Here is a 20,098-nt window from a genome sequence, read left to right as displayed (position 1 = left end):
CGAGTGCCGCTCCTTCGAGCACTATTCACTCGGCCGATCGCGTAGGCGTTCACCGCGGATCGCATCCAGGGCCGCCGCGCCGAGCTTCGCGAACGGGAACACCGTCGACCGCGCCGAGACCAGGGCGGTGCCGCCGAGCAGCAGGCCAACGACGCCGATAACCAGCTCTTCGGTGGCAGCGTCGATGACGCCCTTGTAGAGCAGATAGCCTGCGATGAGAGCGACCACAGGACCGACGCGGGAGGCGACCGGCTCCTCGTTCCACCACTTCTTCAGTGCAGTCACTTCGAACCTCCCTCGATCTGAGCGAGCACGGCCTGCGCGCCCGGGTCGCCCTTGGCGGCCTCACGCTTGACGAGACTCACCGCCCACTCGACCTTCTTGAGTGCCTCGCGCTCGACGTGGTCCTCGTGGACGCGACCGTCGATGTTCAGCACGATCCCGGCCAGGGTGTCCACGACCCTGTCGTCCTTGCGGTACTTCGACCGGGACGGGTACTTCTGGGTCAGCTCCCGGTGTACGTCCTTGAGCAGGGTCCGCTCTTCGGGTGTCATGTCGTCTCCCGTCGGGTTGTCGATCAATGCCTGTACGTCCCGGCGGAAGGCGTTCATGTCGATGCCTGCCGGGTCGATCTTTCCTTCGCTGGAGTACTCGCGATGCGCCACACATCCCGCGGCCGCGGACTTTCCGATGCGACGCAGGATCGCGGCGCACCCGCGCTTGTAGGCGTCGAGCTGCGCAGCTGTCCAGTCCCACGGCGGGGTGCCGCGCGAGACGGCCTCGATGCCGATCGTGTGATAGTTCGCGTTATCGGTCGGCCAGCCGGGCCAGCTCCCCCGGCCGGCGTGCCAGCAGACGCCGACGGCGACAACCCGATACGTGCCGTCCTTCTCGAGGACGAGCTGAGCCAGCGGGCCGGGGAGACCGGGCCGGCCATCCTGCACGACGCGCCAGTCGTTCGGCCCCCCACCCGCGGTGTGATGGCACAGCACGCCGCGGATATCACGGAAGTCACCGTGGCCGCGCCGCTCCCAGCCCTCGTGCTCGAACACCTTGAGGCCCTCGGCGCGGAGCGCGTCCGCCAGCCATACAGGATCACCCGTCCAGGACATTCTTGGCCTCCTCGATCTTGCGGCGCAGCACGCCGACGATGCCCTCATAGGCTTCGGATTTCGTGTCCGCCTCGAACTGCAGTCCGCGCGGGTGGGTAGCTGCCCAGCGTCCGTCCTCCAGCGGGCCGACCTTGATGTCGTCCAAGTCGTAGAAGTCCTCCGGGTCCGGGTCCGGCCAGTTACCGTCCTCGTCCGGGTGAATGTGCAATCCCTGGTCGTATACGCCGGGCGGGCCGCCGGGGGTGGGCCGCCAGCGCACCGTCTCCAGTTCGGGGTGGAACCGCCAGCCGCGGTCGTGCATGTACTGCGCGATCCGCGGCGCCTGCTGCGTTTGCACTGTCGCCGGGTCGGCGAGCTTGCGGCCGGCCGGGTTCCGCCACTCCGGGAGATGGATCACCGCCAGGTCCTCGGCCAGGGCGCGGACGTTCGGGTCGACCTCCGGGACGTCTCCGAGATCGGGGAGGCGACCGTCGACGGCCATCTGCACGAACTGCTTCCAGCGCTCGGTGACCTGCACGCCTTCGACCGGGCTGGCCTGATATTCAGGCGTCTGACCGGCTTTGAAGTGGATCTCTTCGCTCACGTCTGATCCTTCAACGGTTGGGCCATCACCAGCAGCTGCGAGCCCTGGCTCACGATGGTGTAGGTGTTGGTGCCCGTGGCGCGTTCGATGACGATGTACAGCGTGGCGGTCTGATTCGCGGCGACAGTCCCGTACGTGGAGGCGGGCGTGATGGGCTGGTCCCACCATTGGGTCAGGAGGATGTTGGTGTTGTTCCGCGCCGCCAGGAGTTGCCCGAACCCGATGGGAGTTCCGGTCGCCGAGCCGAGCCGGACGTAGGCGTAGATGAAGTCGGTGCCCGGCGTCGACGAGGGTGTGTTGACCCGGGCATTGAGTTGCCCTGATATCACGATCGGCCGGTACGCGTACGGCTGCGCGGGGATGGTCATAGTGGCGACGGTGCGCGCCTGCGCGGACACATTCGACGCCGCCGCGAACTGGGAACCGGCGATAGCCCAGGGGCCGAGCAGCCGCGGGGGCGGCGCCGCGTGCCACAGGTCATCGGTTGAGTTCCAGGCCAGCACGGAACCGTCCGGCGCGTCGGTGAGGTCGGCGACGTCCTCCGCGTCCGCGATCGCTCCCGCCTCACCCGGGTCGCCGGTGACGCCGGTGGCACCGCGCGGGAACGTGATCTGCAGGGTCTGATTCGGGGCGGTGCCGGTGATCTCCGCAGCCGCCGACGATCCCACCGCGCCGGCGACCGCGGCGCCCGTGAGTTGGGTCGCCGGCCCCTGCTTTCCGGGTGCTTGGAATGCGTTGGTGAACCGCACCCAATCCAGGCCGGTCCACAGGTAGATGGCGTTCTCGTTCACGACCCGCCATGCTTTCCGGGCGTCGGCGGTGGTGAGCGCGAGTCCTTCCAGGGTGGCGAAGTCGGGGGTATCGCCTTGCCATTCCCACGGCCACGCCGGATCACCCTCCGGGCCGGGACCGCCTTGGGGCCCTTCGCGGACCTCGATCAGCGCGTCACGGTCGGCGAGCTCCATAGGGTTGACGGTGTAGGGCAGGCCGATCGGGTCGCTCACGCTCCGCATCGTCACTGTGACGTCGCTGCTGTAGACCTCGGTCACGGTGCCCCCGTTACAGGTACAGCCCACACGGTGACGTGGGCGCGGTCCGGGCCTCTGTAGGAGTAGGAGCCCGAGCCCGTGCTACGCCGGGCGACGATATGGATCGAGGTCGCAGCCCCCGCCGCGATGACACCCTCCGGAGATGCAGGGGTGATACCTGGGGTGGCGTACTCGGGAATCAGTTGGTAGTACCACCACACAGATTCCGACGGCCCCACTCCCACCGCGACCGGCTGCCCGGACACCGACCCGATGCGGGCGAAGATGTCCAGCCCAACCGATGAGCTGCCCGGCCGCATAGACGCGCCACCGAATACCATCGGCCGCCACGCCACGTCCTGCGCGGGAATGTTGATGACCGCGAGCGTGAGCGGCGTCGTGCTGGTGTTGGTCACCGCCGCCGCGAAGCCCGCGCCTCCATCCCACGCCTGGGTTCCGGTGATGGTCCAGGGGCCGCGCCACCCCGGATCCGGGGTGGGCTTCCACTTCTCGGCCGTGTCGTCCCACATCGGTACCGCGCCATCGGCCGGCTCCGCGGACTCCTCGTAGTCGGCGGCCTCCCGGATCGGGCCCGGGCCGCCATCGGGGCCCTGCACACCCTGCACACCGCGCGGGATCGTGAGGTTCACGGTCTGCGCCGGCGGGGTCCCAGTGACATCGACGATCAGGTCACTGCCGGCCGCACCGGTGGTGACCGTTCCGATCGACAGGCTGTTGGCGTCGCCGGTGGGTCCCGCGGCGCCGAACGCCTCCGGGAAGGAGTCGAACGAGGTTCCGTTCCAATACATCAAGGTGTTGGTGGACTCGACACGCCACGCCTTTCCCGCGTGGACCGGTCCGAGATCCGCGGCCAACGCCGACAGGGCGGTCGGGTCGGAGACATCGCCCTCCCACCGGAACCGCGGCGCCTCCGGTCCGGCGGGCCCGGCAGCGCCCGCCGTCCCGACAGGAAGTTCCAGGCTGCCGTCGGCCGGGGTCGCGTTGAAGGACTGCACAACCCCGGGTTTGCCGATGCCCTCGTTGATTCCGCGGATCGCGACGGAGGACAAGTACTCCGCGACTGTCGTCAATTCGAGCCTCCTATCCGATGGGTTGCGCCCACACGGTCAAAGCTGCCCCGGTCGAGGTGAACCCGATATCGATGGCGCTTTGCCCGACACGCTCTACAAGCACCAGCAGGTCAGCCGGTGTGTAGGCAGGAACCGACGCCAGAGTTGATGTCGGACTGATCGGCTTGGTGGTCGAATCACCAACCGCTGGGGTGAATGCCGTGGTGTAGTTGTTGCCGGCGATGCTGCGAATCCCCGCCCCGGCCGCGACCATCGGCCCGGTTTCCGAACCGATCCGTACCCGGATCTCCGCGAAAGTCGTGTTGTTCAACTCGCTGTAGAGCCCGAGGTCGCCCCACGCCATCGGCCGGTACGCGAACGGCATGGCGGGCAGCGCGAACGTGCCCACGACCAGCCGGTCGGCGTCCGCAGTTACCCCGGCGTTGAAGTCTGAGGCATACCACGACCACACCCCGAACCCGTTCGGAGCAGGCTGGGCCTTCCACTTCCGCGCGCCCCGCGACCAGGCGAAGGTTCCGCGACGCGCGGGCCCGATCTCCTGATCGAAGTCGGTGGCGGTGCTGATGGAACCGCTGTCTCCTGGCGGGCCCTCCGGGCCGGGTAGCCCCGCGGGCGCGGTGACCGCCAGGTTCAACGCGGGAGCCTCGCCGGTGAACCGGACTGCGGGTGTCGTCAACGCCGGATTATGCATGGTGGTCGGGGTGATCGTCGTCGCCGGAGCGGTGGGCCCCTGCGCGCCGACGGCGCCCGGGGAATGGATCCAGGTGGTTCCGGTCCAGACGTCCATGCCATTGGTGTCGAGTCGGTGCCACCACTTCCCGCGATCTTCCGCGGTGAGTCCGGCGGGACGGGCGCCCGCGTTGGCGATCTCGCCCATCTTCAAGAACGTCGTGCGCGGGGATCCCGTGGGACCGGCGGGGCCGGTGGGGCCGGCAGGGAGCGGAAGCCCCGAGGACTCGTCGTCCGGGGTGACGGTGGCCGAGAGGATCGGCAACCCGTCGATGTCGGTCTCCTCGTCGACGGTGATATGCGCGGAGAACGAAACGTCAGCCATATTCCTCCCTCAGAAGATCAGCAGGTCGAGGTCAGCGCCGACGTCGGTGGCCAGGGTCTTCAACATCTGCGCCATCTGCCCCATCCGATCCCACGCTTTGACGAGCGAATCCTCTTCGTCGGAGCCATCACCCACGGTCAACTCCCATCTCGCGGCGGTCTTGCGGTCGTCGCGGAACGTCATCTCCGACACGTAGTCGGCGAACGCCTGGTCGCCGATGACGAACCCGATCTGATCGCCGAGATCGAAGTCCTGGCCGACGAGGTACGGCGCGCCGTCACCGACGGATACCTTTTGGGAGACGTAGCCGCGGGTGGTGTGCAGACCTCTTCTGCCCGTCATGACGCCGTCGAGGGTGAAGGCCTTCGACGAGTTGGTGACGACGTGCTCTTTGAATCCGAACGGCCCGCTGCGCTCGGTGCGGCCCCGGTCCTCGAATACGGCCCACGCCAGGAAAACGTCATCCAATTGGCCTTGATAGAGGCTGTCCAGGCCAGGCAGGCCGATGAGCAGGCCAAGCCATGCCAAGAGGTTTTTCACGGCAATCTCGATCGCCGCGTTGACCCACCCAGGACTTTTTCCGCCGACGATCACGGTCTGCGCCAACGGCTTATGGAGCGCGATCTCCGATGATCCGATACCGGAGTACTCACCTTCGAGATACCAGACGTGCGGGAACTGCCGCACCGTGCCGAGAGGGCCGGTCGAGGAGTAGACGCTCTCGTACTCGGTCTGGGAGTTGAAGCTGGGGTATCGGACGGGAGTCCCGTCGTCCACCCACTCTTCGAGCATCCGCACGAAACCGTCGAGCAGCGTGCCACTGGGCCCGGTCACGCCAGACTTGTCCACCGCCCTCAACACGACGGTCGGCCGGTCGAGGTAATACCACTCCGGCGCCGGCTGCTCATCCTCGTCCGGCAGGAAAAAGTTCGCCTCCAGCATCACGCCCGTGTCTTCGAGCATCGGCAGGATCAACTGGTCCGCCATATCGAACCGGGCGGACCCCGCCCGCCACGGGGAGGTGTCACGCAAGGTGTCCACCGGGACCACGCAGATCGGCCACACCGAATTACCGACCTGCGCCCAGTCCGGGGCATCCAGCCACCGATCCGGGATCGTCCAGAAACTGGCCTGCAGGCGAATGAGGTTCGTGACCAGGTACAGCACGGCGATCGTGCGGACCGGGCCGAACAGGATCATGTGCCGCGGCCATTGCGCGAGGATCGGCGCGAACGGTGAGGCCCAGCAGGCGGTGGTGGCGATGTGCTGCCAGCAGTGGATCGCCTCGATATCGACGGTCTCGATACCGTTTTCGTCCCGGACGACAGAGGCTTTGGTGATGTAGCCGTCCCACCGGTACGCCTTCGTGTTCACCGTGATCGGGATCGTCGCGTCCGCACCATCCTCATTCGCAAAGATGTGGTCGTAATAGACCATGTCCTTGCGCGGGATCGACATCTTCAGCCCGCCCGCACCGTTCTTGATGCGGCTGATTTCGAGGCTGATGTAGTTGTGCTCCTCGCCGACCTCTTGCAGAAACTTGTCCCAGTACCGCACCAGCACGGTCTGGTCGGCCATGTACTGCTGATCGGCGCGCTCCGCCAGATCCAGGCGACGCGCCGCGGCGCTGTGGTCCCACGCCATCAGAACGGCCTCGACGAACGCGGCATGACATCCACGCGGACAGCCGATTCCAAATCCCCATCGGCGACGCGGACAATGATCGGCGTAGACGACCACGGCGCCAGCGACGAGAACCAGCGCTTACCGCGCATCTGGCCCCACACGTTGCGCCCCTCCGGGAGAGCTCCGGAGTAGATGCGCGCGGTCCGATGCCGCGGATGCGTGTCGATCCGCAACTCCTCGCCATCCACCAGCAGCGGGGTTTCCACGATCCGCAGCGAGTCCCCTGGATCCTGGATGGCATACCGGCCCGGCCCCGGCATTGTGTACCGCGGCCACGCCGGCTGATCCGCCGCATTCCGCGCGACCACGATGCCTTCGTTCGCGCCATCGGAGTTGACCCACACGTTGTGCTCGCCGAGGTGTCGCTCCAGCGGATCCATCGCCGTCGCCGACATCTGGTACGTGACCGCCGCATTGCGGGCAGGGTCGATATCGCCCTGGAGTTCGGGTGCGGAATCGAGCTGCACCAGCTGGTACCGCCACCCCTGATGCCGGGTGAAGTACCCCATCTTGCAGGGGATATCGGTCGACCAACCCCGATGCCAGGCATCGTGAATCGCGTGGAAGGAGCGAACGTCTCCGTTCCCGTCGATGAAGACGAAGAAGTCGATTTCCTTCTTGCTGCGGACGGACCGCAGGAATGTCGCCCCGTCCTGCCGCGCACCCTCCGCCACCAACAGGTTGACCGGAGCGAACATATTCCCGGTCTGCCCGGTCAGCCGGACGCCCTCCCGGCCGGCGCCGCAGCCGTGCAAATGCCAGACCCGGCCGTGGATATCCCAGACCACGATCTTCGTGGAGCGGTTACGCAGGAGAAGATTCACCGGCCCAGACCTCCCGATCGTTGAGTGGCGAGAGTCCGGCGCCGGTGCACGCGTTCGACCGCGGCGGCCGCGCCCATCGGGTCGGTGCCCGAGATGTTGAAGGTGGTGCCGCCACCCATCGCGCCCATACCGAGCACGCCCGCACCGGTTTCGATCATTTCTTTCCAGTTGTCCTGGAAGAACGACTGCACTTCTCCGATGCCGCGTTGCGCGAGCGCGCCGGCCTGGGCGTTGAGGTTGGTCAGCGCCTGCTCCGGGGTGCCCGCCATGAACCACGGGGCGGGGCCGTTGAAGAGGTCCCCGGAGAGCGGTAGCCCGGTCAGGGGGTGCTGCTGTCCCTCGGCTGGCGCCGCGGTGCTGCTCGCCGTCGTGGTGGTCGAACTCTGGGCAGATGTCGTGCCGCTCGTGGTCGATGCCGACGTGCCCGGTTGTGCGGCCGCGGCGATCCCGGACGACGGCCAGTTGGTGACGAACACGTCGACCGCGGTGCCCGAGCCGCCACCCGAAGACCCACCGGCACCCCCGCTGCCTGCACTGCCGCCGGATGCGCCACCGCCGCCACCTGAGCCGCCACCGGAGTTGCCGCCCGAGGACAGGGCACCCGAACCGGGCTCCACTGCGCCGACATTCGGAGCGGTGTTCATCGCCCAGTGCACGTGATCGTTGTGGCCAGCCATCGTGTCGGCACCGAAATAGGACATGCCGTCACCGACGTTCTTCCCGTCGTCGATGTTGTTGCCGAACCCGTTGCCGTGGATCAATTCCAGGGACCCGGGGAAGTTCGTGGCGATCCACTCCGCCATCTCGCCCATGTTCGGGCCGGCTATATCGATCGCCTTGCCCTGCATGTGGAAGTCGTAGCCGGACCCGACATCGACGGTGCGGGTCGCGGAGGTGAGCAACGCCTCGGGGAATGCGTTACGCAGCGCCTCCCACATCCCCTGCTGGATGTTGGACAGCGACCCAGCCCCGCCTGCGATGCCGCCGGAGGCGAACCCGGGGATCAGGCCGTGCAGGAAATCCGCCGACGGTACCCACCCGGCGTTGATCGCCTCCAACAGTGGCAGGTTCGCCGCGGTTGAGCGGGCATTCACGACGAACTCGCCGTTGGACAGGCCGGCGATGATGCTGTCGCTGGTTCCGGTTCCAGGGCCGGACACGCGGCCGCCGCGCGCGAGCAACGGCAGGTCCGGGGTGTCGACGGTGAGGGAGATGTCCTTGTCGATGACGGGGATCGTGAATTCGAAGTGGAGCCGGAAATTGTTCCAGGCGTTGATCAGCCAGTTGATCGCGTCCCGGAATGCGTTCTTGATTCCGTCCCACAACCCCGACACTGCCGAGGTGACTTTGCCCGGCAGTTCCTTGAACCAGTCGATCAGGTTGTTCCACTGCTCGACGATCCAGTCTTTCGCCGCGCCGAACGCGTCGCCGACCGCGCCGATCGCGGTTTTCAGAGCGTCGAAGATGCCGAGCGCCACGTCGATCGTGCCGGAGATCAGATCGACCGCGACCTGCACGACATTCGCCGCGAGTTCGAAGGTCGACTGGAACACGCCGGCGAGGAACCGCAGCGCCGGCATGAGGATATGCTCGATCGCTTGGGTCGCCAGCGTGATGATGATCGTCGCGACCTTGGTCAGCAGCGGCGCGACCGCGGTGATGATCGACACCAGCGGCGGCAGCAGCGAGGTGATCAGCTGCACGATCTGCGGTAGCAGCGGCGCGATCGCCGTGACCAGCTGCGCGAACACCTCGATGATCGGTGGAAGGATCGGCGCGAGCTGAGTGATCGCGTCCGCCAGGGCGGTGCCGAGCTGCATCGCGACCTGCTGCAGGATCGGCTGCAGCTGCCGGAAAATTGGCATCATCAGGTCTGTGACCTGCTTGATCACAGGACCGATCGCATCGAACAAGACGGTCAGTGCCGGGGCGAGCGCCTGCAGGAGCCCGGACGCGACTTCAGCGATCACCGGAAGGAGTGGCGCGACCGCCGACAGCATCGAAGAGATCGCCGACACCACCGGCCCCAGCGCGGGCGCAAGCGCCTGAATCGCCTGCGTGAGTGCGCCACCGAGGACGGCGCCCATCTGGCCGATCATCGGCAGCACCGGACCGATCGCCTGCCCGATGGACGCGAACAGTGGGCCTAGGACAGGCGCGATCTGTGCCGCGGCGCCGATGAGTCCTTCGATCAGCGGCTGCAGGCCTTGCCCGAGACCAGCGAGGGTTTGGCCGAAACCGTCTATCAACTGGGTTAGAGCGCCGGAGGCGAACGTGTTGGTGAATGCCTGCCCGATGCTGCCGAGCAGACCGCCGAGGCCTGCGCCGACCGACTGCATCGCAGGCGCGGCGGCCTGCGCCATCGACAGGAACCCCTGTGTGGCCTGTCCCAGACCCGGGGCGATCGCGGAAATCAGTGTTGACGCGCTGGAGAACGCGGCCTGGATCCCTGCCTGCGCTTCGGCGGTGGCGAAGAACGACATCGCGCCCGCGGCGGCCTGGTTCAACGACCCGGCGACACCGGTCATACCCTCCCGCAGGGTGGGCATCGTTGTGTTGGCCAGGTTAGTGAATGACTGGTCGAGCCCGGCGAACATCTCCTGCTGTACCGCGCCCTGCAGCTCGTCCCACGCCGCCTTCTGCCCGCCGATGGCGGTGACCATCGCCTGCGCCGAGGGGGCCAGTTTTCCCATGGCCTCGTTGAGGGCCTCCATATCGCCCTCGGCGACCGCAGAGATCGCGTCCCCCATGCCCTGGAACCCGACCGCGACAGTCGCGCCGACAGCGATCGCCGCCGGGCCGAGCGACGCCATGCCGATACCGAGGGTTCCGACCGCACCGGTTGCCAGGCCTCCAGCCCCGCCGACCGCGCCGAGAACGCCGGCCAGTTTGGCGAGGCTTCCGGCCGACGAACCCATCCCACCGAGTTCCGCGTTCGCCGCTCGCGCCGAACCCGACAGGTTGCGTAGGCCCGAATCGTCGACGTCGACCTCGACGCGCACCCGTTCGCCGTCCGCATCGGCGATCGCTTCACGGATACGCGGAGCGATCCGCGAGGTCTCCGGCAGGATCGACACATAGGCGGTTGCGAGTTCGACGTTCGCCACGGGCTACACCTCCCATCCGATGAGTGCGTTGAGTTCCTCGATCGACATCGCGTCGCCGATCCGCTCGGGCCGGGCAATGCCGGGGCGAGGGATCGGTTTCGGACGGTTGCGGCCCTTCTGGGCGTCCTTGGTTTTCGCCCAAACAAGCAAGGTCAGGGCATCCACAGCAGAGGCAAGCAGCTGTTCGGTGAGGCCCCACTGCCACTCATCCGGCCGCATCGCCCGGGTAACCGCCATATCCGGGTGCGGGTACGCGAAGATCGCGCGGAAGTCGCACCACGTCAGGGCCTCGGTGCCGAGTTGGCGCAGCCGCAGCCCGCGGTCGATCAGGTCACGCTCGACCGCCTGCGGGTACTGCTCGATGAGGGCGGCGAGGCTTAGGATTCCCCCAGGTCGATACCCGAGTGCTCGCGCCAATCGTTGACGAGCTGGGTGATCTCGGTGTTGCGGAGCTTGTCGATGGCGGCGAGCTGCTTATCGGTGAGCACGTCCTCGATGACCACGAACATCAGCTCGAGCTTCGACAGGTTCCGAGACTTGCGGAGCAGCCCGAACGGCAGATTCGACAGCGACGGCAACCGGATCTCGACACCGCCAACCTTGGTGACGAAGTCGTCCTCGACGACCGTCGTCTCCTTCGGACCGGCAGCGGCCGGCCTTCTACGAGCAGTCATGTGCGCAGACCTTTCTCATTGATGCGCAGGCGAATAGGGCTGTGAAGCCCCAGCGGTGGCGGGCGGCCTGCGCATAGGGGAACCCGCCACCACTGGGGGTCTTGGGGACGGTCAGACCGAGAACACGCCGTCGTCGTAGTAGCGGTAGACCTTCACGCCGACGTCGTCCTTGAACGCCTCGACGACGACCTGGAAACCGGCCAGCGCGTTGGACACGAACGCCGACTCGGTCACCTCGGTGATCTTGGCGTTCGGCAGCACCAGCCGAAGCTTCTTGCCGCCGTATGCCATATCGAACGACCACGAGCGGTACGGCAGGATCGAGCCGGTTTCCTCGACGGTGATCAAGGTTCCGGTGGTCGGGGTCGCCGCGGTGGTGGTGACGTTGTCCTCGCCGAACACCTCTTTCAGGACGTCCGGATCCCACACCGCGTACAGGGTCAGCCCGAACCGCGCCGAATGCTCGGTCTGCAGCTGGGCGATGATGTCGGCGTTCCAGTCCTTGATGGCCTCGACGGTCCGTTCGCCCTGGGATTCGAGACCGTCCTCCGATACGTAGCCGAGGGCTTTGAACGCGGCGTCGTAGGCGGCGGCCGCGGTGGTCGGCAGAGTGCTGCCGAGAGGGGCGACGAGCACGCCGCCGGTGACCATGTTCGGGGTACCCGCACCGATGGTCTTGGTGGTCGCCATAGCCATGGCGGTTCTCCTTCGGGTTGTTGCGCAGGCCCTTGGAGAGATGAATCAGTGGAGCGGTTTACAGTTCCGAGCCACGCATGTGCAGCTCGACGGTCAGCAGATACCGGGGCGTCCCGGTATCTGGGTCCGGCGACGACGCCGGGCCCCCGACTTCAGCGGCCACATCCACCCACGCCCCGCCCATGTAGCCGGGCGCGTGGGTGACGATCGCCCGCACGAGCCGAGCCAGCTCGATTGCGCCCGGCTCGCCACCCGAATCACGGCACTCGAACGTCAACCGGGCCCGGTCGGTGACAAGGTCCCGGCGAAGACCACCGGTGCGAACAACCCGAACATGCCGGGCTGGCACCGGGTTGGGCACCCGCCCCGAGACCGGTGTTGGAACGCCGAGCGCGGCGAGCTGGCCACGCAGGTGCGTGATGATCGCGGCCTCGGCGTCCGGGAACGCGACCAGCGCGGTCATCAGGTGCCGCCCGGCATCGTGCGGATCAGGGTGTGGTGGTGTGCCTCGTTGTTCATCGCGGCGGCGTTGACCGTGACCACTGCGGCTCGGTCCCGGCTTTCACCGACGCCGCGCCGCGCTTGATACCCGAACCGGCCGGAGTCGTCCCGGGCGGCCTGGGCCCAGGCCTCGGCATGCTTGGCGAGTTCGTCCTGCACCGCGTCTCCGCGGCGGAGCTCCTCGAACGCCTCGTTGTGGAACCGGATACGTACGGCCATCAGCCGTCCACCTTCCGCAGATTCAGCACAGCACCCGGCGCCCACCCGAATGGGCCGTGCGTGTAGTCCTCCGGATAGCCGACGACCTCGAATTGCCCAGCCGGCCCTTCCGGTAGATCGACGACATCCCTGGGCCCGGCCGGGAACCCCGGCGGGACGAGGAGCTGCACATCGACGATCACCCGGTCGTGCCCGGCCAAGGGCGGTTCGGTGGTCGACGGCACGAACCAGCCGTATACCGCCGCCGTGGTGCCCGGTTGCGACAGAGGCGGGGTGAACGTGATGGTCGGGTTGCCGTGCGCGTCCGTTCCGCTGTCGGAGAAGGCATGCACCCCCACCGACCACGGGGTCGGGAACGTCATCCGCTCACACCCCACAGCGGGGTGCCGGCGAGATCGGCACCGCAAGAGCAGTACAGCGCGCCGAACACCAGCGAACACGTCGCCGCGTGCACCGTCCCGCACCCGGGCGCCGTGTCCACCGCGAAGGCTTTGCCGTCACCGTCGGTCGTACACAGGCCTTGCAACTGCTCGATCTCGCTGGGCCAGAACAGCTGTCGACGCGGCTGCCGGGTGTCGTACGTCTGCGCGTACGGACCCGCCGACTGCGTCGCTACCGCACCAGACCCGGCATCGTTCCACCGCAAGATCGCTCCGCGGAGGATCGCCTTCACCGCGCCCTGCTTCACGAACTCGGCGTCGGTGATGCACGGGGCGTACTCCTTGGCCATGGCCTCGGCGTCCTCGATCATCGCCGCAGCCTTGGCCGGATCGATGGTCGCGAAGGGCGCGAGGTCCACTGGTTGGATGAAGTCGCCCATGTGCACCTACTCCTTTTCGGTCGCCGGGGCCGGGGCTCGCCGGGGTGCACGCCTGCGGGGGCGCGGTGGCGCGGCCTCGACGGGCTGCCATTCGCGGCCGAGCCGGGTGGCCGTGTCGTCGGAGACGGACACGACCACACCGGTCACGGAGTTACGCAGGCGAGGCATCAGGCCGCGTCGATGATCTTGGCGAACGCGTTCAGATCCGCGATGCCCCAGCCGTAGACGACCTCGGAGCGGAACGCGACCTGGTTGTTGCGCTTGAGGTCACCGCCACCGTCCGGGTCGCCGTACTGGATGACCTCCAGGCCGAGCTGCCGCTGGATGCCCCACCGGATCGCGGAGAAGTCACCCACGAACGCCTTCACGTCCGTGTCGACAGCGGCCACGCCGACAGCACCGACGGTGTCGGACACCGACGAGTTGTGGTTCTCCAGGCGGCCGGCGGGGGCGGTCGCGTAGGACAGATCGGGGTACAGCTTCTGCTCGGAGGTCGCGTTACGCAGACCGCCGAACACCGCGGCGAAGGACGGATCCAACGCGATATCGCGCGGGTTGAAGCTGTCGGCCAGGATCAGCGCGTCGGCCGCGTCGAGGTTGGCGTACGGCTTATCGCTCGCGCCGATCTCGATCGAGTTGGTTGTGTCGGACAGCTTCTCGGTCATTGCTGCGACCGCAGCGCCGCCGGTGGGGTTGATGCCGTGGAACACACCGAAGTCCAGAGCGCGCGACAGCGCGGGCTGGATCTGGTCGAGGATCTGCTCGACCACCTCGAGCTGGTGATCCTCGTTGGCCCACATGACCTCTTCGGTCCAGCGCACCGTCTTGTGGAACTTGAACGGCTTCACCGTCTTGGTGGTCGGGGTGAAGGTCGATCCGCCCTTGTTCGCGCCCTCACCGACGTACTCGGCTTCGCCGATGGTGAAGGTCATCGACTGGCCCGTGCCGAACTTCATCGGGGTGGCGCCGGACAGAGTGGCTACGGCCGAGCCGTACTTCACCTTGCCGAGCCACGGATCGAGGATCTGGTTCGGGATGCTCAGGCTCCCGGTGGTCAAAGTAGCCATGGTGGCCCTTCCTTATTCTCCGCCGTGGAACAGCTGCCGCGCGAACGCGTGCATCGAGTTCTCGCCGGGTTCGGGGTTATTCCCCTCGCGGGGAACGTGGTTACGTTTCTTGCTCTTGTCCGCCTGAGCGACGAGCCGGTCGACCTGCTTGAGCAGCAGATCGGGATCCGTTGCCGTAAGGAACAGTTCGGCGTCGGCGCTGTCGATCTTGTGCAGCGTGACCAGGTGACCGCGGAGCGCGTCGGCGACCTTCGCCGGGATCGTTGCGATCTCGGCCTCGGCTGCGGCGACCTTGTCAGCAGCGCGCTGGGTCTCCGACTTCTGCGCGTCTTCGATCTCGGCCAGCCGCTTCGCGGCGGCGGCGTTGTCCTTGGCGCGCTTCTCCTGCTCCCGGGCCTTCTGCTTCCAGAACTCGACCGTTTCGGTCGGCTTCGGATCGGCGGGCGGTGTATCACCCGAGCCGTCGCCGGTGGCGCTATCGCCGGCGCCGGGATGGCCGGCGTCTTCTGCGCCACCGAGAACCGGCCAGACGGGGCCGCGGCGGGTGAATCCGATCGCCCGCACTCCGGTCACCGGATGGATAGGCATCGTGATGGCGGACATGTGCATCTCCCGTTTCGGGTTTGTCCCCGCCCGTTGCGGTCGGGGTGGTCTAGTGAGAGCCGAGCGACTCGCGCATATGAGCGAGCACCGCGGTTCGGTCGATCGCGCCATACCGTCCGACGCCCGGCGTTTCGCGGGTCGCGGTGATGTAGGCGTCGTCCCACCGCTCGACGTAGTCAGGTGGGGTGTAGCTGTCGCCGGGACGGACCTCGATCGCGACGCAATGGCAGTGGTCGTGATACTTCTCGCCGAGCGCGCGTTCCCCGCGGGCGCGTACACCCCCAGCCGTGAACCGCCCACCGGTGCGCCGGGTCCCGCCGGCCGCGCGGATCCGGCGATCCATCAGCGACATCTCCGTGCCCCGGCCGACGACACCGCCAGCAGCCTCGGCGGAGGTGTAGACGGCGCCGCGGGTGGCCAGCATCGCGCAGAACGCGCACGCGTTCGCCGACGCATACCGCGCCCACCGAGCACCCGGCTCGGAGTCGGAGTTCTCGACGATCGTGCTGCGCGCCGAGTCGTACACCGCTCGCTGCGTGGTGCCCTGCAAGCGGTCGAGCCCGACCGTTCCCTGCCCGCCCAGCGCCCACTCGGCCGACCGGGTCAACTGCTCCACGCTCGGCAGCGACCCCAGCTCCGGCACGAAGTCGGTGGGCACCACCTCCGACGCCGCGTACCACAGCAGCGCCGTTTCGGCGGCCAGCGTGGTGTACGGCGCGACCAGCTCCGGGAAGGCCTCGATCACGAACGCGGCGAAATCGCCGGTCGACAACTCTGCCGCCTGCTGCCACAGCACCTGCAGCGCATCCGAGGCGACCTTCCCGATCTGGGCGAGGATGTACTGCCGCTCAGCGGGCGATACTGCCATCGGTGGCCGTCTCGTCTACCTGCGCCGGAGCTTGCGCCGTCACGTCGGGTACCGCGGGAAGCCGATCCAGGATCTGGCGCACATTTGCACGCCGCCGATCCGCCAAAGCGCGTTCGATCTGCTGCTCGGTGAGACCCAGCAGCTCGAGCCCGACCTCTGTCTCGGCGAGCCACGGCACCGCGGTCAGCTGCTTCATGCCCGCGTCGGCCTGCGCCGCCCGGGACAGGTAGATCGGTGACCGCCACTTCGTGTCGATGCTGCGCCACTCCGGCGGGATCTCGTCGAGGTCGTTCTGGATAGCCAGCGCCCGCATCATCGACCGCCGGAACGCCGGCGACCAGTCGTCGGTCGCACCCTCGGCCTCGGCGATCAGGTCCTCACGCGATGCGATGTAGCTGTCCGCGGAGGTCGGATTACTCATGTCCGAGACACCCAGCGAGGTCAGCGGGATCGACGTCTCACCGCTGAACAGTTGCGCCTGCTGCCGCAGCATCTCGATATGTGGCGCCGGCGAGCTGGCAGCGAACTGCTTCACGTCCGCGCGCGGGTTCACCGCGTTGTCGTCGTCCGGGATGCCCTTGATCCGGCCGAGCATCACTTCCCACACCGCGCGCGTCGTCCCGTCGGCGTTCTTGAACACCGACTCGTCCGCGCCGAGTAGCAGCAGCTCAGGGAAGCTGAACACATCGGCGTGACCCTCCATACGGATCACCGTCCGAATCGCCTGATCGTGCAGCGACATCACCGCCCGCGAGATCCGCGACGCACCGAACGGTCGCCCTGGGCGATACCGGTACACCAACGGCTCAGCAGGCACACCCCACGGATGCGTCGACCGATCCACGATCGCCCATCTGCCCGAACGCCGTTCGGCCACGATGGTCAGGTTCTCCAGGTACAGCGCCAGCCCGGTCGGCCGACCCTCCTCGTCACGGGAGGTGATCGACAGCAGGTTGTCCAGCCGGCGGGTCCGCTGGTTCCACTCACCGGTTGCGTTGAGCGCATCCTTCGTGTGGATCAGCGACTTCGGGCCATCGCCGTCACCCTCGGTGTTCACCAGGAACGAGACACTGTGGATCAGCGAGGAGGTCACCGCAGCAGACGACTCGGCACCGAGAAAGTTGTCTTCGACCACTTCGTCGATACCGAGACTGGCGAGATCGCCGTCCGGCCACACGAACCCATCGAGGTTGCAGCGGCGGGCGAGGATATCGACCGCCTTGGCCGACCAGCCGAGAACGATGGCCAGCTGGTAGTACTGGGGCGGGACAACCGGCCCGAGCCGCTCCACGGCGTGCTTGCCGTCGTAGTACGCCTTGCGCAGGCGGTTACGCCGCGCCTTCCGGTCCAACTCGACGACCAGACCATCGAGCGTGTCCTGCTCGTCGTTGTCCAGGCCGGGAATGGTGATCTTCTCGGCTGCGATCCTGTCGGTGATCACCGCGATACCGCCGTCCTTCCGCCTGTCGTCGACCTCGTGCCACGGGAGACACCGCGGCCGCCGCCCGAGAGGGGCCGCGTTCCCGACGCCCCGAACAGCGCCAACGTCATCGCCACGATCGGCGCGATATTCACGGTCTCGTCCGTCCTGTCCCAACCCCACCCGCCGGCAGTACCGATCGGCCGCTTCCGGCCGCCCTCCACCGCGTCATCCACCGCCTTCTGCCCGCCGTGAGTGAACCGAGCGCCCTTCACCTTCGCCACGAACAGCCCGCACGCCTTCGCCATATCGCCCGCTGAGGTCTGCACAACCGCCATCCGCCGGGCCCGCAGCACTGGAACCATCGACGCCGCGGGCGAAGCCGAATCGATCGCGATCGGGGTTCGCCGCCGCGCCCGGGCGAGCAGCCACTCGACCGCGGCGTCCTCGTCGACACCGGCCCACACTTCCTCGCAGTGCGCCGATTCACCCTCGATCCAGCACGCCGATATCGAGATCTCCCGGCCATGCGACATATCCACGCCGAACGCTGTCGGCGCGGTGCCGTCGGCCGGTCCGACGTCGACCAGCTCCCGCCACAGCGACGCCCGCACGACCGGCATGTGCTTGCTGATCTCATCCCAGACACCGAGGCCCTCACGCATGAACGAGTCCGGCCCCAGGTTCTTCTTCATGCGCAGGATCGCGCGCTCGGAAGTCCGATGCGGGTACGAAGGGTTCGCCTTGCGCCACTGCTCGCGGTCGTTCGGGTCGCAATCACGGTCAGCCGAGATCTCGATGAACACCGTTTCGTCGGACTCGCCGTCGAGCGCTTCCTGCCGCAGCGTCGTGAAGATCTCGCCCGGGTCCTTCGGCCGCGGCGGTGTGCCGGTCAGCAGGATCAGCGGGTTCGGTGCGGCGTTCGTGGCCGGCACCATGTCCTCCATCGCGGCCTCGGTGAGGATCTGTCCCTCATCGAGCACCAGGACGTCGACCTTCGCGAACCCTCGTCCGAACCCACGCTCCCGGGCGCCGAACATGATCCGGGACCCGTTGACGAAGTAGACGCCTTCCTCACCGCGGCCGCGGGACACGTTGCTGATATGCGGTCGGACACGGGGCGAGTCGGCCATCGAACTCATCGCCGAGAACGTCTCGCGCGCGGTCTTGAACCGGTGCGCCGTCCAGATCACCGTCAGACCCGGGAAGATCAGGCACAGCGCGAACACGATCGCGCCGATCAGGAAGGTCTTGCCCACCTGCCGCGGGATCGAGATCACCACCGTGTCGGCCGCGTACAGCCCATCGGCGCGCAGAGCCAAGATCAGGCGCCCGGTGCCGTCCTGCCAGCCGTCGAACTCCCAACCCAGGTTGCGGCAGGTGTCCCGAACCCGCGGCCAGCGAGTCGAGACAATCCCGTCCGGCTCGATCACATGCCGGGCGACCTCAGATAGCCGAGCTGTCCCAGGCTTCGTCATCGGTCCGCGCGACCACAGAGTTCTCGCCGCGCTCCACCGCCCGCCGGCCTTCCTCCTCGGTGATCAGCTTCGTCAGCTTCGTCAACTCGTTGGAGTACTGCGGCTTCGTGTTCTCCGACGCTGTCGCCAGCGACTCGGCGATGATCCGCCGCTGCGCCTTCAGGATCGCCAGGACATCGCCGTCCTCGACCGCCTCCAACAACGTCAGCGGCTGCGCGCGGCGCTCCTCCTCGGAGACGACCCGCAGCTTCTTCTCAGCCATGGTCGGTCGCCTCCTTCCGGGGGGCGGGGGCTTCGTGGATAGACAGCCGCCTATGCCCAGGGCGGCGGGTCCTGCGGTGGGAGCGGGACCCCGCCCAGGGGTGGGTGGTCACCAGGTTCGCTCGGTGACGAATGTCCGGTAGGCCGGTCTGGGGGCTGTGTCGGGGTCCTTGTCGGCTTTCTGCCTGTTGCAGTGCCGGTGAGCCGGCTGGAGGTTGTCCAGGGTGTCGGTGCCACCTCGAGCTAAGGGCACGATGTGGTCGATCACGTACTCGCCCGGATCCAGGTGGGGGAGGCTGTAGTCGATGTCGCCACCGCAGATGCCGCATGGTGGCCGGCCGCGGGCGATGAGGGTTCGGTGTCGGTCTCTTGTGCTGGTGCTGCGTTGCATGGGCTCAGCTGTTGGGCTTGCCCTGCAGGCGGATGAGCAGCATCACGAGAGCGAACACGATGGAGGCCCACAGCAGTGTGGTGCCGATGCTGAGGAGGACCGACGTCAGGGGTTGGGGCATGGGTTATGCCGAGCCTGTGCGGATGGCCTGCCATGCGAGCTTGGGGAGCTGGAAGTCGTTGTAGCTGATGAGGTCCCACAGGGCGTTGAGGATGAGGCTGGTCACTGGTTCTCCTGTAGGGCTGGGCGGCGGCCGATAGGGTCGTTGGCATGTACGGGTGGTGGAGGTCGTTCGAGCACTACAGCGTCCCCGGGTCGCGGCCGGTGGCCGTTTCCAAGAGCCTGGACCTGGTGGAGCAGCACGCTCGGGCGGATACCGCGAGCTATGAGAAGCGCCCAGTGATCGGCCGGCTGACGGGTGACCAGTGGCTGCTGGGGTTCAAGCTCCACGCCGACGAGCGGGTGCCGATGGCGACTGGTCAGGCTGTGAAGTACCAGCGGGCCCGGGCGGGAGGCGTCCGCGGGAATATGGGCCAGGTGCCTCCAGAGTCGGAAACCGCAATCACGAGCATCGACCTGGACGCCGGCGAGTAACCGCTGCCGGTGTGGTCGCTC

The 20,098-nt window shown here is 67.4% G+C and carries 25 protein-coding genes; 1 reads left to right on the top strand and 24 read right to left on the bottom strand.

Annotation, left to right across the window (positions count from 1 at the left end):
* Window positions 1–21: 21 nt before the first annotated feature.
* The 24 genes from ACQEVO_RS32045 to ACQEVO_RS31930 form a co-directional block, all read right to left on the bottom strand.
* Entirely contained in the window at window positions 22–285 is a 264-nt protein-coding gene (locus tag ACQEVO_RS32045) for a hypothetical protein (RefSeq protein ID WP_432920197.1), read from the bottom strand.
* Window positions 282–1,112: a peptidoglycan recognition protein family protein gene (locus ACQEVO_RS32040; protein WP_432920195.1), complete on the bottom strand. Its 831-nt coding sequence runs from the start codon at window positions 1,110–1,112 to the stop codon at window positions 282–284. The genes ACQEVO_RS32045 and ACQEVO_RS32040 overlap by 4 nt, the downstream gene beginning before the upstream one ends.
* Window positions 1,096–1,695 (bottom strand): hypothetical protein, encoded by a 600-nt coding sequence (locus ACQEVO_RS32035; RefSeq protein WP_432920194.1) that lies wholly within the window; start codon window positions 1,693–1,695, stop codon window positions 1,096–1,098. The genes ACQEVO_RS32040 and ACQEVO_RS32035 overlap by 17 nt, the downstream gene beginning before the upstream one ends.
* Complete coding sequence (locus tag ACQEVO_RS32030) at window positions 1,692–2,699, bottom strand: hypothetical protein (RefSeq protein WP_432920191.1); 1,008 nt, start codon at window positions 2,697–2,699, stop codon at window positions 1,692–1,694. Before ACQEVO_RS32030 ends, ACQEVO_RS32035 begins: the two co-directional genes overlap by 4 nt.
* 41 nt (window positions 2,700–2,740) lie before the next feature.
* Entirely contained in the window at window positions 2,741–3,814 is a 1,074-nt protein-coding gene (locus ACQEVO_RS32025; RefSeq protein ID WP_432920189.1) for a hypothetical protein, read from the bottom strand.
* Between the two features lie 10 nt (window positions 3,815–3,824).
* Window positions 3,825–4,868, bottom strand: a complete 1,044-nt coding sequence (locus ACQEVO_RS32020; RefSeq protein WP_432920187.1) for a hypothetical protein — start codon at window positions 4,866–4,868, stop codon at window positions 3,825–3,827.
* A 9-nt stretch (window positions 4,869–4,877) separates the two neighbouring features.
* On the bottom strand, window positions 4,878–6,608 hold the full coding sequence (locus ACQEVO_RS32015; protein WP_432920185.1) for a phage tail protein: 1,731 nt from the start codon (window positions 6,606–6,608) through the stop codon (window positions 4,878–4,880).
* Window positions 6,512–7,378: a phage tail protein gene (locus tag ACQEVO_RS32010; protein ID WP_432920183.1), complete on the bottom strand. Its 867-nt coding sequence runs from the start codon at window positions 7,376–7,378 to the stop codon at window positions 6,512–6,514. Before ACQEVO_RS32010 ends, ACQEVO_RS32015 begins: the two co-directional genes overlap by 97 nt.
* On the bottom strand, window positions 7,375–10,485 hold the full coding sequence (locus ACQEVO_RS32005) for a phage tail protein (protein WP_432920181.1): 3,111 nt from the start codon (window positions 10,483–10,485) through the stop codon (window positions 7,375–7,377). The genes ACQEVO_RS32010 and ACQEVO_RS32005 overlap by 4 nt, the downstream gene beginning before the upstream one ends.
* A gap of 3 nt (window positions 10,486–10,488) precedes the next feature.
* On the bottom strand, window positions 10,489–10,902 hold the full coding sequence (locus tag ACQEVO_RS32000) for a DUF5361 domain-containing protein (RefSeq protein WP_432920179.1): 414 nt from the start codon (window positions 10,900–10,902) through the stop codon (window positions 10,489–10,491).
* Window positions 10,863–11,159: a hypothetical protein gene (locus tag ACQEVO_RS31995; protein WP_432920177.1), complete on the bottom strand. Its 297-nt coding sequence runs from the start codon at window positions 11,157–11,159 to the stop codon at window positions 10,863–10,865. Before ACQEVO_RS31995 ends, ACQEVO_RS32000 begins: the two co-directional genes overlap by 40 nt.
* 111 nt (window positions 11,160–11,270) lie before the next feature.
* Entirely contained in the window at window positions 11,271–11,855 is a 585-nt protein-coding gene (locus ACQEVO_RS31990; RefSeq protein ID WP_432920175.1) for a hypothetical protein, read from the bottom strand.
* 58 nt (window positions 11,856–11,913) lie between these two features.
* The gene (locus tag ACQEVO_RS31985; RefSeq protein ID WP_432920173.1) at window positions 11,914–12,318 is read right to left on the bottom strand and encodes a hypothetical protein; all 405 of its coding nucleotides are present in this window, start codon (window positions 12,316–12,318) and stop codon (window positions 11,914–11,916) included.
* Window positions 12,318–12,575, bottom strand: coding sequence for a hypothetical protein (locus ACQEVO_RS31980; RefSeq protein ID WP_432920171.1), 258 nt, complete (start codon window positions 12,573–12,575; stop codon window positions 12,318–12,320). The genes ACQEVO_RS31985 and ACQEVO_RS31980 overlap by 1 nt, the downstream gene beginning before the upstream one ends.
* A complete protein-coding gene (locus tag ACQEVO_RS31975) occupies window positions 12,575–12,937 on the bottom strand; it encodes a hypothetical protein (RefSeq protein ID WP_432920169.1) in 363 nt (120 codons plus the stop codon). Before ACQEVO_RS31975 ends, ACQEVO_RS31980 begins: the two co-directional genes overlap by 1 nt.
* Window positions 12,934–13,395 carry a hypothetical protein gene (locus ACQEVO_RS31970; RefSeq protein WP_432920167.1) on the bottom strand — a complete coding sequence of 154 codons (462 nt, stop codon included), beginning with the start codon at window positions 13,393–13,395 and terminating at the stop codon, window positions 12,934–12,936. The genes ACQEVO_RS31975 and ACQEVO_RS31970 overlap by 4 nt, the downstream gene beginning before the upstream one ends.
* Before the next feature lie 6 nt (window positions 13,396–13,401).
* The gene (locus ACQEVO_RS31965) at window positions 13,402–13,563 is read right to left on the bottom strand and encodes a DUF7302 family protein (RefSeq protein WP_432920165.1); all 162 of its coding nucleotides are present in this window, start codon (window positions 13,561–13,563) and stop codon (window positions 13,402–13,404) included.
* Entirely contained in the window at window positions 13,563–14,462 is a 900-nt protein-coding gene (locus ACQEVO_RS31960; RefSeq protein ID WP_432920163.1) for a phage major capsid family protein, read from the bottom strand. Before ACQEVO_RS31960 ends, ACQEVO_RS31965 begins: the two co-directional genes overlap by 1 nt.
* A gap of 12 nt (window positions 14,463–14,474) precedes the next feature.
* Window positions 14,475–15,065 carry a hypothetical protein gene (locus ACQEVO_RS31955; protein WP_432920161.1) on the bottom strand — a complete coding sequence of 197 codons (591 nt, stop codon included), beginning with the start codon at window positions 15,063–15,065 and terminating at the stop codon, window positions 14,475–14,477.
* Between the two features lie 49 nt (window positions 15,066–15,114).
* The gene (locus ACQEVO_RS31950) at window positions 15,115–15,933 is read right to left on the bottom strand and encodes a hypothetical protein (protein ID WP_432920159.1); all 819 of its coding nucleotides are present in this window, start codon (window positions 15,931–15,933) and stop codon (window positions 15,115–15,117) included.
* Window positions 15,914–17,374, bottom strand: coding sequence for a phage portal protein (locus ACQEVO_RS31945; RefSeq protein ID WP_432920157.1), 1,461 nt, complete (start codon window positions 17,372–17,374; stop codon window positions 15,914–15,916). Before ACQEVO_RS31945 ends, ACQEVO_RS31950 begins: the two co-directional genes overlap by 20 nt.
* Window positions 17,371–18,786, bottom strand: coding sequence for a terminase (locus tag ACQEVO_RS31940; protein WP_432920155.1), 1,416 nt, complete (start codon window positions 18,784–18,786; stop codon window positions 17,371–17,373). The genes ACQEVO_RS31945 and ACQEVO_RS31940 overlap by 4 nt, the downstream gene beginning before the upstream one ends.
* Window positions 18,787–18,799: 13 nt before the next feature.
* Window positions 18,800–19,093, bottom strand: a complete 294-nt coding sequence (locus ACQEVO_RS31935; protein WP_195056132.1) for a hypothetical protein — start codon at window positions 19,091–19,093, stop codon at window positions 18,800–18,802.
* Between the two features lie 108 nt (window positions 19,094–19,201).
* Window positions 19,202–19,483, bottom strand: a complete 282-nt coding sequence (locus ACQEVO_RS31930) for an HNH endonuclease (protein WP_432920153.1) — start codon at window positions 19,481–19,483, stop codon at window positions 19,202–19,204.
* Between the two features lie 270 nt (window positions 19,484–19,753).
* Here ACQEVO_RS31930 and ACQEVO_RS31925 point away from each other — a divergent pair, with 270 nt between their 5' ends.
* Complete coding sequence (locus tag ACQEVO_RS31925; RefSeq protein WP_432920151.1) at window positions 19,754–20,077, top strand: hypothetical protein; 324 nt, start codon at window positions 19,754–19,756, stop codon at window positions 20,075–20,077.
* Window positions 20,078–20,098 lie beyond the last annotated feature (21 nt).

The sequence above is a fragment of the Nocardia sp. CA-290969 genome, assembly GCF_050936135.1.
Classification (GTDB): Bacteria; Actinomycetota; Actinomycetes; order Mycobacteriales; family Mycobacteriaceae; genus Nocardia.
The sequence above is the reverse complement of the archived record's forward strand: the minus strand, read 5'-3'. Positions and strand labels throughout refer to the sequence as shown.